This window comes from Melghiribacillus thermohalophilus (assembly GCF_004342905.1).
GTDB classification, from domain to species: domain Bacteria; phylum Bacillota; class Bacilli; order Bacillales; family Alkalibacillaceae; genus Melghiribacillus; species Melghiribacillus thermohalophilus.
This window is the reverse complement of sequence record NZ_SMAN01000001.1, coordinates 44,802-61,008: the sequence shown is the minus strand read 5'-3', so window position 1 is coordinate 61,008 and position 16,207 is coordinate 44,802. Positions and strand designations below refer to the sequence as shown.

The 16,207-nt window shown below is 42.6% G+C and carries 15 protein-coding genes; all 15 read left to right on the top strand.

Translation table 11 applies throughout. The features are described from left to right. Positions 1–301: 301 nt before the first annotated feature. A complete protein-coding gene (locus EDD68_RS00290; protein ID WP_132369978.1) occupies positions 302–1,831 on the top strand; it encodes an ABC transporter ATP-binding protein in 1,530 nt (509 codons plus the stop codon). Continuing rightward, on the top strand, positions 1,831–2,877 hold the full coding sequence (locus tag EDD68_RS00285) for an ABC transporter permease (RefSeq protein WP_132369976.1): 1,047 nt from the start codon (positions 1,831–1,833) through the stop codon (positions 2,875–2,877). Before EDD68_RS00290 ends, EDD68_RS00285 begins: the two co-directional genes overlap by 1 nt. Next, a complete protein-coding gene (locus EDD68_RS00280) occupies positions 2,874–3,836 on the top strand; it encodes an ABC transporter permease (RefSeq protein WP_132369974.1) in 963 nt (320 codons plus the stop codon). Before EDD68_RS00285 ends, EDD68_RS00280 begins: the two co-directional genes overlap by 4 nt. Positions 3,837–4,199: 363 nt before the next feature. Further along, on the top strand, positions 4,200–5,489 hold the full coding sequence (gene yfmF, locus EDD68_RS00275) for an EF-P 5-aminopentanol modification-associated protein YfmF (protein ID WP_132369973.1): 1,290 nt from the start codon (positions 4,200–4,202) through the stop codon (positions 5,487–5,489). Further along, positions 5,482–6,774: an EF-P 5-aminopentanol modification-associated protein YfmH gene (gene yfmH / locus EDD68_RS00270; RefSeq protein ID WP_132369972.1), complete on the top strand. Its 1,293-nt coding sequence runs from the start codon at positions 5,482–5,484 to the stop codon at positions 6,772–6,774. Before yfmF ends, yfmH begins: the two co-directional genes overlap by 8 nt. Positions 6,775–6,783: 9 nt before the next feature. Then, a complete protein-coding gene (gene ymfI / locus EDD68_RS00265) occupies positions 6,784–7,506 on the top strand; it encodes an elongation factor P 5-aminopentanone reductase (RefSeq protein ID WP_132369971.1) in 723 nt (240 codons plus the stop codon). Positions 7,507–7,576: 70 nt separating this feature from the next. Continuing rightward, a complete protein-coding gene (locus EDD68_RS00260) occupies positions 7,577–7,834 on the top strand; it encodes a DUF3243 domain-containing protein (RefSeq protein WP_132369970.1) in 258 nt (85 codons plus the stop codon). 185 nt (positions 7,835–8,019) lie between these two features. Next, on the top strand, positions 8,020–8,814 hold the full coding sequence (locus EDD68_RS00255) for a YmfK family protein (RefSeq protein ID WP_132369969.1): 795 nt from the start codon (positions 8,020–8,022) through the stop codon (positions 8,812–8,814). A 37-nt stretch (positions 8,815–8,851) separates the two neighbouring features. After that, positions 8,852–9,766, top strand: coding sequence for a RodZ domain-containing protein (locus EDD68_RS00250; protein ID WP_165902009.1), 915 nt, complete (start codon positions 8,852–8,854; stop codon positions 9,764–9,766). 77 nt (positions 9,767–9,843) lie between these two features. Next, a complete protein-coding gene (gene pgsA / locus EDD68_RS00245) occupies positions 9,844–10,425 on the top strand; it encodes a CDP-diacylglycerol--glycerol-3-phosphate 3-phosphatidyltransferase (protein ID WP_132369967.1) in 582 nt (193 codons plus the stop codon). Further along, positions 10,422–11,669 (top strand): competence/damage-inducible protein A, encoded by a 1,248-nt coding sequence (locus tag EDD68_RS00240; protein ID WP_279388223.1) that lies wholly within the window; start codon positions 10,422–10,424, stop codon positions 11,667–11,669. Before pgsA ends, EDD68_RS00240 begins: the two co-directional genes overlap by 4 nt. 165 nt (positions 11,670–11,834) lie before the next feature. Next, positions 11,835–12,872: a recombinase RecA gene (gene recA, locus EDD68_RS00235; RefSeq protein WP_132369966.1), complete on the top strand. Its 1,038-nt coding sequence runs from the start codon at positions 11,835–11,837 to the stop codon at positions 12,870–12,872. Between the two features lie 356 nt (positions 12,873–13,228). Beyond that, the gene (gene rny, locus EDD68_RS00230; RefSeq protein WP_132369965.1) at positions 13,229–14,794 is read left to right on the top strand and encodes a ribonuclease Y; all 1,566 of its coding nucleotides are present in this window, start codon (positions 13,229–13,231) and stop codon (positions 14,792–14,794) included. Between the two features lie 133 nt (positions 14,795–14,927). Beyond that, positions 14,928–15,725 carry a TIGR00282 family metallophosphoesterase gene (locus EDD68_RS00225; protein ID WP_132369964.1) on the top strand — a complete coding sequence of 266 codons (798 nt, stop codon included), beginning with the start codon at positions 14,928–14,930 and terminating at the stop codon, positions 15,723–15,725. Positions 15,726–15,833: 108 nt separating this feature from the next. After that, a complete protein-coding gene (gene spoVS / locus EDD68_RS00220; protein WP_044157499.1) occupies positions 15,834–16,094 on the top strand; it encodes a stage V sporulation protein SpoVS in 261 nt (86 codons plus the stop codon). Positions 16,095–16,207 lie beyond the last annotated feature (113 nt).

The window sequence follows — 16,207 nt, the reverse complement described above, 5'->3', positions numbered from 1 at the left end:
GCTGGCGACCGGTCCTTAAGCTGCTTTGGTCCTGCTGAGGCGCAGAGCTGCCTCCATCACAGGCCTTCCAGCAGTATTCGGGGCTAGCTGGGCGACTCAACCTTTCGTTGTTGTCCGGCTCCGGCGGCTGTCCCATTCTCTTCAGCTCAAACAGTCTCCCGGCAGGCCCGCCTGAGCGACCGGGTAATCGGGCGTTTTAGTTTATTGACAATATTCGGAAAAAATCACCAAATGAAAAGCATGATCCCTTCCGGCCCTTTTCATTTGATGATTTTTTCAAGCTTATAAGGAGTGAAAATCATTGGAATATGTCATCGAAATGCTGAATATACGAAAAGAATTTCCCGGGATTGTGGCAAACGATAATATTACATTACAGGTCAAAGAAGGAGAGATTCACGCCCTTCTCGGTGAAAATGGCGCGGGAAAATCTACGCTGATGAACGTCCTGTTTGGTTTGTATCAGCCGGAAAAAGGAGAGATTCGGGTTCGGGGTAAAAAAGTAAAAATTACTGATCCGAATGTGGCTAATGACTTAGGCATCGGTATGGTTCACCAGCATTTTATGCTTGTGGACACCCTAACAGTGACGGAAAACATTATTCTTGGCAGTGAACCTAAAAAATACAGGTTATCCATTGACATGAAAAAGGCCGAAGAAGATGTCAGAAAAATTTCTGAACAATATGGGCTGAAAGTGGATCCTGCCGCAAAAATATCTGATATTTCCGTCGGAATGCAGCAGCGGGTGGAAATTTTAAAAACGTTGTATCGCGGAGCAGATATTTTAATATTTGATGAGCCCACAGCGGTCCTTACCCCACAGGAAATACAGGAATTGATTGAAATCATGCACAACCTTGTTCGGGAAGGCAAATCTATTATTCTGATTACCCATAAATTAAAAGAAATTATGGAAGTAGCTGACCGTTGTACAGTGATACGAAGAGGGAGAGGTATAAAGACGTTAAATATTGCGGAGACAAACCCAAATGAACTTGCTTCTTTAATGGTCGGAAGAGAAGTTAGCTTTAAAACTGAGAAGGAGCCGGCGAAACCTCAGGATACGATTTTGTCTATTAAGGACTTAGTTGTTAAAGATGCGAGGAAAGTTGATATGGTACGGGGGCTCAACCTTGACGTGAAAGCAGGGGAGATCGTCGGCATTGCAGGAGTTGACGGAAATGGGCAGACAGAATTGATCGAAGCGATAGCCGGGTTAAGACCGGTTGAGTCTGGGACAATTTTATTGAATGGAAAAGATATTACCGATTTGCCGCCAAGAAAAGTGACAGAGGCCGGTGTAGGCCATATTCCTCAGGATAGACAAAAATTTGGTCTGGTACTGGATTATCCTATTGGAGAAAACATGGTTTTGCAGACATACTATAAACAGCCGTTTTCGAAAAGAGGAGTTTTGAATTTTAAAAACATCTATGATAAGGCCAAATCTCTGATCAAGGAATATGACGTTCGCACGCCGAGTGAGTTTACCAGAGCTCGCTCCTTATCAGGGGGGAACCAGCAAAAGGCCATTATTGGCCGGGAAGTGGACAGGTCCCCGGATTTGTTGATTGCTGCTCAACCTACAAGGGGATTGGATGTTGGCGCCATTGAATTTATTCACACTAAGCTAATTGAAGAAAGGGATAAAGGAAGGGCTGTATTGCTTTTATCCTTTGAACTGGATGAAATTATGAATGTCAGTGACCGTATCGCTGTTATGTACGAAGGCCAAATCGTAGCCATCGTCAAACCAGAGGACACCACCGAAGAAGAATTGGGTCTACTGATGGCAGGCAGCAAGAAACAGAAAGTAGGTGAAAGTTAATGTCATCCAATAAATTCATCAATCTATTGGTTCCGATCATCTCCCTATTGCTTGGACTGATTGCCGGTGCCATTATTATGGTTGGGTTTGGATACAATGCAGTCGAAGGTTTTAAAGCCCTGTGGAATGGAGCCTTTGGAGATATATATTTTATTGGTGAAACTGTACGTCAGATTACTCCTTATATTTTTTCTGGCCTGGCAGTAGCTTTTGCGTTCCGAACTGGCCTTTTTAACATTGGAGTTGAGGGGCAGGTTATCGTCGGATGGCTGGCTGCCGTCTGGGTTGGTGTAGCCTTTGATTTGCCTATGATCGTTCATTTGCCGCTGGCGATTGCGGCAGCAGCCATTGCAGGAGCGATCTGGGGATTTATTCCCGGCCTGCTAAAGGCTAAACTTCGGGTACACGAAGTTATCGTAACCATTATGTTAAATTATACGGCTTTATATATTGCGAATCATCTTGTTCGAAATGTGATCACGGACAAAGGGGACCGTACAGAATCAATTTCATCTTCTGCTTCCCTGAAATCCCAGTGGCTGATGGAGTTTACCCAGTATTCTACCATGCACATGGGGATTATTCTTGCCCTGATCGCTGCGGTTTTCATGTGGTTTTATCTGGAAAAGACCACAAAAGGATTTGAGCTTCGCGCAGTAGGTTTTAACCAGCATGCCTCAAAATATGCAGGGATGAATGTTGAGAAAAATATTATTTTAGCAATGGTTATTTCAGGTGCATTTGGCGGGCTGGCAGGTGCCATGGAAGGCCTGGGTACCTTTGGATACATGTCAGTACAGTCCGGTTTTACAAACATTGGTTTTGACGGTATTGCTGTTGCATTACTGGGAGGAAACACTGCTCTTGGTGTAGTGCTGGCAGCAGGTCTATTTGGTTCTTTAAAGGTCGGGGCGTTAAATATGCCTGTGGCAGGAGTACCGACGGAATTAGTCGATATTATCGTAGCACTCATCATTTTCTTCGTAGCATCCGGCTATATCATCCGCTGGTTCCTTTCTCGTATGAAAAGGAGGGAAAACAAATGAACTTACTAGAAATGTTGCAAACCATGATACCTCCTGCATTGTTTTTTGCAGCACCGCTTATATTTACAGCTTTAGGCGGTGTACTGAGTGAACGTTCAGGTGTCATTAACATTGGACTGGAAGGTTTAATGATTATGGGGGCGTTTGTCGGTGTTGTTTTTAATTTAGCTTTTGTCGATGTATTTGGGGATATCTGGACACCGTGGGTTTCTATTCTTGTTGCAGCTTTTGTTTCTGCGCTGTTCGCCCTCTTGCATGCAGTTGCCAGCATTACATTCCGGGCCGATCAGGTGGTCAGTGGGGTAGCCATAAACTTCCTGGCTCTAGGGATTGGATTATTTTTAGTTAAACAATGGTATGGAAAAGGTCAGACCGATATGGTAGATGCTCCTTTCTATACGGCAGATATCCCGGTTTTAAGTAGCATTCCTGTTATTGGTCCAATTTTCTTTTCAAACACCTACTATACTACCTGGTTAGCCATTGTTCTTGCCATTGTCATTTATCTGATCATTTTTAAAACACCATTTGGACTGCGGCTCCGTTCAGTTGGGGAACATCCGATGGCTGCTGATACACTTGGAATCAATGTTGTGAAGATGAGATATATCGCCGTTATGTTATCCGGTTTTATGGGAGGGCTTGGCGGTTCGATATATGCACTGACCATTGCAATGGATTTCTCCCATTCTACGATCAGCGGCCAGGGATTTATGGCACTTGCTGCAATGATTTTTGGTAAATGGCACCCGCTTGGAGCCATGGGGGCAGCACTGTTTTTCGGTTTTGCCCAGAGTCTGAGTGTAATCAGTGCCACCATTCCGTTCTTGCAGGATGTTCCTCAGGTGTATCTGTTAATTGCGCCTTATGTGCTGACCATTCTGGCACTGGCCGGCTTTATCGGACGTGCGGATGCACCGAAAGCACTGGGATCCCCTTACATTAAAGGATCCAGATAACAATTAAAAATGACCATGAAATCAAAAGACCAGATCATTACGTTCTGGTCTTTTTTTATGACAGTATAGGAGACATGCATGCTTGACTGAAACGTTCAATGAAAGGAAAGACGATAGAGCTATGAACAACTGCTTTAGAGGGAAAATACCTACACCCATTGAATATCCATGAATAATGAAGCATGATGTTAAAAGGTCTGGCAGACAGTCCATGTGGTTTTAAACGGATACATGGATCATTCGCGTTTACCGAATGATGGTTCTATAAAAGCATCATTGATAGATAAAAAGCATAAATATTTTAGGATAAATGATACAGTTCATGATATGCTAAGTTTAGTTACGGTTAAAGGAGGATCATGTATGAGCGGAATCATTGAAGAGAAAATCAGTTATCCGGAATATGACCTGCATATCATCCCCACAAAAAAATTTAAAACGACGATCATAACCATCAAGTTTCTGTCATCTTTATCAAGGGAAACCGCCACAAAAAAAGCCTTGCTTCCTTTTTTGCTCCAAAAAGGGACACGAAACAATCCCACTGAGCGGTCCCTAAGAATTCGGCTTGATGAATTGTACGATGCTCAGTTGTCCATTGACAATGCCAAAAAAGGAGAAAATCATATTACAACCTTTCGCATGGAAGTGATCAATGAACGATTTTTACATCAGGATGAACGGATGCTCGATCAAGTTTTTGCCTTATTCCATGAAATCCTGCTGCAACCCAAAGCAAGCGAAGGGTCATTTGACTCTAAGCTGGTTCAGAAAGAAAAACGAACTCTGGAACAAAAAATCAAATCCGTCGTAGATCAGAAAATGAGCTACGCCAACATGCGATTGATTGATGAAATGTGCAGGGAAGAACCGTATCACGTACACGTTCATGGCTATCTGGAAGATCTTGAATCAATCAATGGATCCAGTGTATATGAACAATACAGGGAAATGATTGAACGGGATCGGATGGATATATATGTCCTTGGAGATGTGGATCCTGAACAAATCGAAAAACTGGTCCAAAAATATTTTCAATTTAGAAGAACTAGCGATCATCAGCCTGCCAGCGCCCGGATGATCAGAAACGAATCGGTCAAGGAAGTGATCGAGCACCAGGATGTACAGCAGGGAAAGCTGCATATGGGCTTTCGCACGTTTACGACATACAAAGATCCCGATTATTTCGCTCTGCAGATTTTTAACGGCCTTTTTGGTGGGTTCCCCCATTCAAAACTGTTTGTCAATGTCCGAGAAAAGCATCAGCTTGCCTACTACGCTTCATCCCGCTTTGAAAGTCATAAGGGGTTGCTTTTAGTTTTCAGCGGTATTGCCCCAGAACAATATGAAAAAGCGAAAGTTATTATCCTCAAGCAGCTTGAGGAAATGAAAGACGGTCAATTTAGGGATATCGATGTGGAAGAAACCAAGAAACTGGTTCTTCATCAATTCAAAGAAGCTATGGACCATCCATATGGGATTGTGGAACTGTTATACCATCAAGTCTTAGCTCACATCCAACAACAGCCGGATGATCTTCTCAGCCAAATACAAACGGTAACGCGAAAAGATGTCGTGGACATTGCAGATAAGATTCAGCTGGACACGATCTATTTTCTGACTAATCACAGTGAGGAGGATCAAAATGAATGAATATGTCCTCGAGCAACTTCAGGAGACGTTGTATGATCAAGTATTAGACAATGGGCTGAAAGTGGTGCTTCATCCCAGGCCGGAAATGGAAAAAACCTATGCGATTTTTGCAACCAGATATGGTTCCATCGATCAAACCTTTACGCCGATTGGACAAAAGGATTTTGTTACGGTGCCGGACGGGATTGCCCATTTTTTAGAACATAAATTATTTGAAAAAAAAGACAGGGATGTATTTATGGATTTTACCAGACAGGGGGCTTCTGCCAATGCCTTTACATCCTTTTCAAGGACAGCTTATTTGTTTTCAAGCACACAGAACGTCAAAGAGAACGTGGAGACGTTACTTGATTTCGTGCAGGAACCCTATTTTTCAGAGGAGACGGTGGAAAAGGAAAAAGGGATTATTGCACAGGAGATCAACATGTATGATGACGAACCAGGCTGGCGCCTGTTTTTCGGAACAATCCAGTCATTATTTTCGAAACATCCGGTACGGATTGATATTGCCGGAACGGTAGATTCGATCCAAAATATCACGAAGGACGATTTATATACCTGTTATCATACCTTCTATCATCCGGCAAATATGATTTTGTTTGTCACAGGTCCCTTTAACCCGGAGGAAATGTTCAAGATCATTGAACACAACCAGCGCCAAAAAACCTTCTCACCTTTTGAAGGAATCAGGCGTTATTTTCCGGTTGAGCCAGATGAAGCATTGAGGGACGTCAATCAGATTCATATGCCTGTATCCCGGCCGAAGTGCATGGTAGGTTTAAAAGAAGCTCCTTCGCGCCTTACAAAGAATCATTTAATGACGGCCCGCTTTGTAAACGCAATGATTTTTGACTATTTTTTCTCAAAAAGCGGAGAGTTTTATGAAAACTTATATGAAGAGGGATTAATTGAGGATGACTTTGACTATGAAATGCATATGGAAGATGGTTTCGGTTTTTCGGTGATCGGGGGAAGCACATCGGATCCGGAAAAACTGCATCAAACAGTAACGAAAATGCTATTGAAACTGACTGACAGGGGGATTTCTGACGAAGAATTCAGCCGGATGAAGAAAAAACAAATTGGCAGTGTGCTGAGATCCTTGAATTCACTTGAATCAACGGCCAATCAATATATTTATTACCACCATAATGATTTGAATTATTTTGACGTACTGCCTGAACTGCAAAACCTGAACCTGGACACGTTCAGAAGCTATGTGGAATCCTGGATCAGTGAGGATCGTATAAACGCATGCTATATTTTGCCCAAAAAGCAGGAGTGAGAATAGTCAATGAAAGTAAAAACATGTCTGGTAACAGGAGCAACCGGAGCAATTGGAGGAGCAATCGCAAAATCTCTTGCGAACAACGGCTATCAGCTAATATTGCATGGAAATAAAAATATGGATGGATTACATGATCTAATTGGGAAATTGCCGGAACATTCGGTTCTCGCTACCATACAGGCGGATCTGTCAACGGAGAAAGGAATCGAATCTTTCCTAAAGCAGCTTCACTTCTCGATTGATGCCTTTGTACACTCAAGTGGAAGACCGCTTTATGGACTCTTTCAGGAAATAGAAAAACGGGAGATGGATGAAATGTTAACCCTTCATGTGAAAGCACCCTGGCTCATCTCTCAACATGTCATCAAAGACATGGTCAAAAACCAATCGGGTAAAATCATTCTTGTCTCTTCAATCTGGGGGGATGTAGGTGCAAGTTTTGAAGTCATTTACTCCTCTGTTAAAGGTGCTCAGAACAGTTTTGTGAAGGCTCTGGCCAGGGAAACAGCCAGAAGTGGCATTCAGGTAAATGCTGTCAGCCCGGGATATATAGATACAGCCATGAATGATCACCTTTCCAGTGAAGAAAGGGAAATATTAATCAATGAAATACCTGCCGGCAAACCAGGCAAACCCGAAGAAGTAGCGAATCTTGTCAGTTTTCTTTTAAGTAACCAGGCAAGTTATATTAATGGTCAGGTCATTGGTATCAATGGAGCATGGTATTAAAAAAGTTGTATAAACCTCTTTAAGTCGTTCCAAACTAACGATGAACAGAACTAAAGGAGGGAAAGCAGACATGTCAGTACTTGACAATTTTGAAACCTGGAAAGACTTTCTGGGAGACCGGTTGAATCAGGCAGAAAACCAGGGGTTATCACGGGAAGAGTTATCCGATTTAGCATTTGAAATCGGAGATTATCTGGCGAAACAGGTTGATGCAGAGAATCCTGAGGAAGCGGTACTGAGAGATTTGTGGGAAGTAGCCAATAATGATGAGCGGCATGCCATTGCCAATATGATGATCAAATTGGTCGAGAATGAAAACACTCATTAACTTAAAAACAAGAGGGAGTTTTCCCTCTTGTTTTTATACGTTATGACTGATTTCCCCCTTTGCAACGCCCGGTCTGTTGAAATATGTGAAATATTCCTTTTCTAATGTCAAAAAATCATTTATTATAGAAGTAGTATACATTTATAAGTAATTTTTACAAAACTCTTTCTTAAAGGAGCTACATCATGAAAGAGAAAAAAGACTGGTATCTGGAATATGAAATCCAGTATAACCGCCCCGGGTTGTTAGGAGATATTTCGTCACTGCTCGGCATGCTCTCCATCAACATCGTCACGATTAACGGTGTGGAAGATTCCAGACGGGGGTTACTGTTATTATATGAAAAGGATGAACAGATTGCCCGCTTAAAATCGATACTGGAAACAATGGATACCATAAAACTGACGAAATTCAGACGTCCTAAATTACGGGATAAACTGGCTGTCCGCCACGGACGCTATATACATAGTGATGTAGATGATAAAAAAACGTTCCGGTTTGTTCGAGATGAATTGGGATTGTTAGTGGACTTTATGGCCGAGTTATTTATGAAAAACGGGCACCGGCTCATCGGGATCAGGGGAATGCCCCGTGTGGGAAAAACCGAATCTGTAGTCGCCGCAAGTGTTTGCGCCAATAAAAAATGGCTGTTTGTTTCAAGCACATTGCTGAAACAGACCATTCGGAATCAGCTGATTGAAGATGAATACAGCTCTGAGAATATTTTTATTATCGATGGAATCGTATCCACCAGAAGAGCGAGTGAAAAACACTGGCAACTGGTCAGGGAAATTATGAGGCTGCCAGCAACTAAAGTGGTGGAACACCCGGATATATTTGTCAGACATACGGAATATTCCCTCGATGATTTTGACTATTTCATAGAATTACGCAATGATAATGATGAAGAAATTACGTATGAAGATGTTGACAGAACCACATTTTCACAGGATGATGGTTTTTCAATGTTTGATTTTTAAAAATGGATGGTGTTAATGGATGGAACTTGGAAAAAGATTGAAAGAAGCAAGGGAAGAAAAAAATTTAACATTACAAGACATCCAGGATATGACTAAAATCCAGCGCCGTTATCTGGAAGCGATTGAAAAAGGCAATTACAGGGCGATACCTGGAAATTTTTATGTCAGGGCATTTGTTCGCGAATATGCCCTCGCTGTAGGATTGAATCCAGACCAGCTGCTTGAAGAATATAAGAGTGAGTTGCCATCCACCATGGAAGAAGAAGAACAGGCTCAATTATCACGGGTGAATAAACACCGCCGAACCAGCCAGACTTCAGGCAGACCAACAGCGCTATTGTCTTTCCTGCCAAGGTTGATGGTCATCCTTTTAATTATTGCGATTGTGGTTACCGTGTGGTTTTTTTATCAATCCAAAACCGAGCCTGATACGACCGGTCAGACTGAGGATGATTCAAACCAGGTCGAGATCAATCGTCAGGATGATCCTGAACAAGATGTCCCTGATGAAGAAGGGGATCAAGAAGAACAGCCGAATTCGGAAGATGACGGAGAAACAGAACAGGAAGAGGATGAACAGGAGGATTCTCCGGAAACCCCTCAGCCCGAACTGGCCCTGATAGAAAAAAATGAATCTGCCAATATACCGACCGCTACTTATGAAGTGAAAAATACAAATGAATTAAAATTGAATTTTAACATCACGGGTGAATGCTGGCTCGGGATTGAAAATGATCAGGGGAAATCTTTTATCAGCCAAAATATAAAATCAGATGATTCTCCGCTCGATTTTGATTTAACAGGGGAAAAGGAAATCAGGCTAAATATCGGTTATGCACCCGCTTTATCGTTTACGGTTAATGATGTACCTTTTGAATATCCGGTTGATCCTGAACAGGCAGGTCATGAACATCAGATTATTACCATTGTGGTCAATGAAACAGCTGAATAATGGATGAATCAATGGCTGATCTGTCTTTAGATCTGCCATTTTATATGTATTGACATGTAAAAAATGGAGGAATCAATATGAATATACCTAATCGGATTACCATTAGTCGGATTTTATTAATACCAGTGTTTATCGTCCTGCTAGCTTTTGATTTTGAATGGGGAACTCTATCCATCGGTGAGGAAAACCTGCCCCTCCATCATCTTGCAGCCGCCATTCTTTTCATCATCGCTTCTACAACGGACTGGATCGATGGTTACTATGCAAGAAAATACAACCTCGTGACAAATCTGGGGAAATTTTTAGATCCCCTGGCGGATAAATTGCTCGTATCAGCAGGGTTCATTTTGCTTGTGGAGCTGAACATGGCGCCAGCCTGGGTAGTCATCCTGATCATCAGCAGGGAATTTGCCGTAACGGGGCTTCGTCTAGTTGCAGCTGGAGAGGGAACCGTGCTCGCAGCCAGTCAACTGGGAAAAATAAAAACATGGACACAAATCATCGCCATATCCGCATTATTATTACACAATTTTCCTTTTTCGTATACAGGAATCCCTTTTGATACCTTTATGCTTTATGTTTCAGCCTTATTTACTATAATCTCTGGTCTGGATTACTTCGTGAAAAACTGGCATGTGATGAGGGATGCAAAATCATGAGACATCTGCGGGCAGAGATCATAGCTGTCGGAACGGAATTATTGCTCGGGCAAATATTGAACACCAATGCCCGCTGGATATCCAGGAAACTTGCGGACCTGGGCATTGATGTTTATTATCATCACACGGTAGGGGATAACCTGAAACGGCTTAAGCATGTGATGAATCTGGCTAAAGAACGGTCGAACCTGATTGTTGTAACAGGTGGCCTTGGACCTACCGATGATGACCTGACAAAAGAGGCAGCTTCAGCAGTTATTCCCAGCGAATTATATGAACACGAGCCAAGTTTGAGACACATCCGGGATTTTTTTAAGAACAATCACATTCCCATGACTGAAAACAACCGAAAACAGGCTCTGGTATTCAAGGATGCTGTAGTCTTTCCAAATCAAGAAGGCATGGCTCCAGGGATGTTTGTGGAGTCTGAGCAGGCAGCCTGGATTTTTCTTCCCGGGGTTCCGGGGGAAATGAAGCATTTAATGACCGACCATGTCATCCCGTTTCTACAAAAGCATTATCATGTAAAGGATTATATTGTTTCCAGAATCCTACGGTTTATTGGCATAGGGGAAGCAACGCTGGAAAACGAACTGACCGATCTTATCAAGAATCAGACAAACCCTACTATTGCACCTCTGGCCAATGAGGGGGAGGTCACACTGCGTCTTACGGCGAAAGCCCATTCAAAAAAAGAATGTGACACCCTTATATCCAGAGTGGAAAAGAAGGTTATGGAAAGAGTAGGGGCGTATTTGTATGGAACCGATGATGACACCATTGAAGAAACGGTATTTCAGCTTTTGAAAAGTCAGGGACTGACGATCGCCTCTGCCGAAAGTTTAACAGGCGGCAGATTTATCGAATCCCTTGTTTCTTTGCCTGGTGCCTCATCGGTTGTGGCCGGATCCGTTGTTTCTTATGGTACCGAAATAAAAAAAGAAGTGCTGCTCGTTTCAGACAAGATTATTGACGAGTTTGGAACCGTCAGTGCTGAATGTGCCGGAGAGATGGCTAAACAAATTCAACAGATCATGAAAACAGATATCGGGATCAGTTTTACCGGGAATGCCGGCCCGAACCCTTCAGAAGGGAAACCGGTCGGGACCGTTTTTATAGGCATAAAAATAGGTGATCAGCCGGTTCAGGTGAAAGAATTGCATTTATTCGGCAGCCGGAGTCAGATCCGTGCGAGAACAGTAAAAAAGGGCTATGAAATGTTATTTAAAAAATTGAAAAAATAATTTTCAGACTCCGTACAGCTGCCCAAATCGTATTTTTATCACTTATTTTGTCATTTTCCAGCTGAACATGGCGTACAAAATAACAGAACGTTTATTCGCTTTTTTGTTGGCAAATCATGAAAAACACGTTATGATAGTGATAGATTGATAAAAGGAGGAAGAATGTTGAGCGAACGAAAACAGGCCTTAGACATGGCCCTCAGACAAATAGAAAAGCAATTTGGAAAAGGATCTGTGATGAAACTTGGGGAAAAAACAGATCAGCAAGTTTCCACTGTGTCTTCGGGATCCATTGCCCTGGACGTTGCACTTGGTGTAGGCGGATATCCCCGGGGGCGTATTGTAGAGATTTACGGTCCAGAATCTTCCGGTAAAACGACAGTTGCCCTGCATGCCATTGCTGAAGCTCAGCGGGCAGGTGGACAGGCTGCCTTTATTGATGCGGAGCATGCGCTGGATCCTGTCTATGCACGCAATTTAGGTGTCAATATCGAGGAACTTCTATTATCCCAGCCGGACACTGGTGAGCAGGCGCTGGAAATTGCTGAGGCACTTGTTCGCAGCGGTGCCATCGATATTATTGTCATTGACTCTGTTGCAGCATTAGTTCCAAAGGCAGAAATCGAAGGAGAGATGGGGGATTCCCATGTAGGCTTGCAGGCCCGTCTGATGTCCCAGGCTTTGCGGAAACTGTCAGGCGCCATCAATAAATCCAAAACCATCGCGATTTTTATTAACCAGATCCGCGAAAAAGTAGGGGTGATGTTTGGAAATCCTGAAACCACACCTGGAGGGAGAGCTCTGAAATTCTATTCCTCCGTCAGACTGGAAGTGCGCCGGGCAGAAACGTTAAAACAGGGCAATGAAATGGTTGGAAACCGGACGAAAATTAAAGTGGTAAAAAATAAAGTAGCACCTCCTTTCAAAAATGCGGAAGTGGACATTATGTATGGGGAAGGAATCTCCAGAGAAGGCGAAATCCTGGACATGGGCTCTGCACTGGACATCGTTCAGAAGAGCGGTTCCTGGTACTCCTACAATGGTGAAAAACTGGGTCAGGGCAGGGAAAACGCCAAGCAGTTCCTTCAGGAAAATGAAGAAATGAGTCAGCAAATTTATCAGGAGATCCGTAAGCATTACAACATCGGTACGGAAGAACAGACAGAAGATATGGAAGAACAGCAGGAAACCCTTGATGCATAAAAGAGCCAGGTAATTATGGCAGAATGTATTCGCCCCTTGCCGGATGGCAGGGGGTTTACTTATTGTAAAGCAGCTCTTAGCGCATAGTTCAGGGATGATGAATGGAGCTCGCCTGTTATGTGATTTGCTCACGATCCTGTCTGAATTAAAATGATACGATAACAGTCATAAAGGGAATGAAAGATACAGGCTTTTCTTGCTAAATTTGACGTTTTCTTGACAATAAAAATTGTCACGCTTAAAATTAATATGTATAATTTTCATTTTCACAAACATCTTTTTTTTATTTTTTGAAATGAAAATGTAATGCCGACTTAAATGAACCAGTAAAAGTTATAGCAAGAGGAGGTGAGACAATGGATCAAATCGTCACCCTAATCATCTCCATTTTGCTTGCCCTTGTTGTCGGTATTGTTGTTGGTTATTTAATCCGCAAGTCAATTGCCGAAGCGAAAATTTCCAGTGCTGAAGAATTAGCGAAACAGATCGTTGATGAAGGCCGGAAAAACGCTGAAGCAGCAAAGCGTGAAGCCCTTTTGGAAGCGAAAGATGAAAACCATCGCCTGAGACAGCAAACGGAAAGTGAACTACGTGAGAGGCGTATGGAAATCCAAAAGCAAGAAAATCGTCTGATGCAGAGAGAGGAAAACTTAGACAGAAAAAGCGACACACTGGATAAGCGCGAGCTCATGTTAGAAAAAAAAGAAGATGCACTTGCTGAAAAACAACAACAAGTTCAAGAAATGCAAAGCAAAGTGGAAGAATTATTCAAGCAGCAAGAGGCTGAGCTTGAACGCATTTCCGGATATACACCTGACCAGGCTAAACAGATCATACTGGAACGTACGGAGAAAGAGCTTGCCCATGAAACGGCCTTGATGATAAAAGAAGCAGAAAACCGTGCGAAGGAAGAGGCGGATAAAAAGGCAAAAACGATTCTATCTACAGCAATCCAGCGTTGTGCTGCTGATCATGTGGCAGAGACAACGGTATCTGTAGTTGATTTGCCGAATGATGAAATGAAAGGTCGGATTATCGGTCGTGAAGGCCGAAATATCCGGACTCTTGAAACGCTGACCGGTATTGATTTGATCATCGATGATACACCGGAGGCTGTCATTTTATCCGGATTCGACCCAATTCGAAGAGAAACAGCAAGACTGGCCCTTGAAAAACTTGTTCAGGATGGACGGATTCACCCGGCGAGGATTGAAGAGATGGTGGAAAAAGCCCGCCGAGAGGTAGATGAACATATCCGCGAGGTTGGTGAACAGGCCACCTTCGATATCGGTGTACACGGGTTACATCCTGATTTAATTAAAATTTTAGGCCGTCTAAAATTCCGGACAAGCTATGGTCAAAATGTTTTAAAACATTCGATGGAAGTTGCGTCATTAGCTGGCTTGCTCGCTGCAGAAGTAGGGGAAGATGAAGTGCTGGCTCGACGGGCAGGACTCCTTCACGACATCGGTAAAGCGGTGGATCATGAAGTGGAAGGAAGTCACGTTGAGATTGGTGTGGAACTGGCGAAAAAATACAAAGAACACCCTGTTGTGATTAATTCAATCGCTTCACACCATGGCGATGAAGAACCAACATCAATTATTTCGGTTCTTGTTGCGGCAGCAGATGCCTTATCCGCTGCCAGACCAGGAGCCCGCAGTGAAACCCTTGAAAATTATATTAAGCGGCTGGAAAAACTCGAAGAAATTTCCGATTCCTATGAAGGCGTCGAAAAGTCATTTGCTATCCAGGCCGGCCGGGAAATTCGCATTATGGTTAAACCAGACGAAATTGATGATGCTAAGGCGGTAGGATTGGCACGGGATATCCGGAAACGAATCGAAGAAGAACTGGATTATCCGGGTCATATCAAAGTTACCGTTATTCGGGAAACAAGAGCAGTTGAATACGCAAAATAAGCGGCCAATTTTGGCCGCTTATTTTATTGCAATCATTGGTTATTATATAATATACATGCTAACTTCTTTTTGACAGATGATTTTTTATGTGTGAAACTGAAAGAAGATGGGACGTTAGAGAAAGGAAATGGACATGAAGATATTATTCATCGGAGACATTGTTGGAAAGCCAGGAAGAGAAATGATAAAAGAAAACATCGAAATATTAAAAACGAAATTTCAGCCTGATGTAACGATTGTCAATGGCGAGAATGCTGCCCACGGTAAAGGAATCACCCAAAAGATTTATAAAAATTTGCTGGAATGGGGTGTCGATGTCATTACTCTGGGCAATCATACCTGGGATAAAAAGGAAGTTTTTGAGTTTATTGATGAAGCTGATCATATGGTTCGTCCGGCAAATTTTCCTCCTGATACACCGGGAAAAGGCATGCTTTTTCATGAAGTCAAGGGAAGAAAGCTTGCGGTTATTAACCTTCAGGGGCGGACATTTCTTCCCCCTCTGGATGATCCGTTCCGCAAAGCTGAAACATTAATTGAAGAAGCTCAAAAGAAAACTCCATATATTTTTATTGATTTTCATGCCGAAGCTACCAGTGAAAAGCAGGCAATGGGCTGGTTTGTGGATGGACGGGTGAGCGCCATGGTCGGTACCCATACCCATGTTCAGACTTCCGATGAACGTATATTGCCGAAAGGAACGGCTTATATAACAGATGTGGGAATGACCGGGCCTTATGATAGTGTTTTAGGGGTAGAGACAGGTGCAGTCATACGAAAATTTTTGACGGGTATGCCAGTTCGTTTTGAAATACCGGAACAGGGAAGAACGATATTATCAGCAGTATTTATTCATATTAATGAAACATCGGGGCTTGCCGATCACATTCAGCGGATTTTGATCAATGATGATCACCCATTTTTCCAATAAATATTTGAATTTTTCAAAAAATTAGTTCATAATAAAGAGGAATTATATAATAAATAATGAATATAGTAAATATGGAACAATTTTTAGAAGAATAAGGAGGAACTAGTAATGGAAATATTAAAAGTGTCAGCAAAATCAAATCCTAACTCTGTAGCAGGAGCCCTTGCGAACGTATTGAGAGAGCGGGGTTCAGCTGAAATTCAGGCGATCGGAGCTGGTGCGCTAAACCAGGCGGTAAAAGCCGTAGCGATTGCAAGAGGTTTCGTAGCTCCAAGTGGTGTTGACTTAATTTGCATTCCTGCCTTTACCGACATCATGATTGATAACGAAGAGCGTACAGCAATCAAATTGATTGTTGAACCTAGATGATAAAAAACATATGGAACCTGTTTGCTTTCATGGCAAACAGGTTCTATTTTTGCCATATCAGAAAAAAGCCCGTTTTAGGGACTGTGAGCATGCTGAAGATGAACAGGATGGTT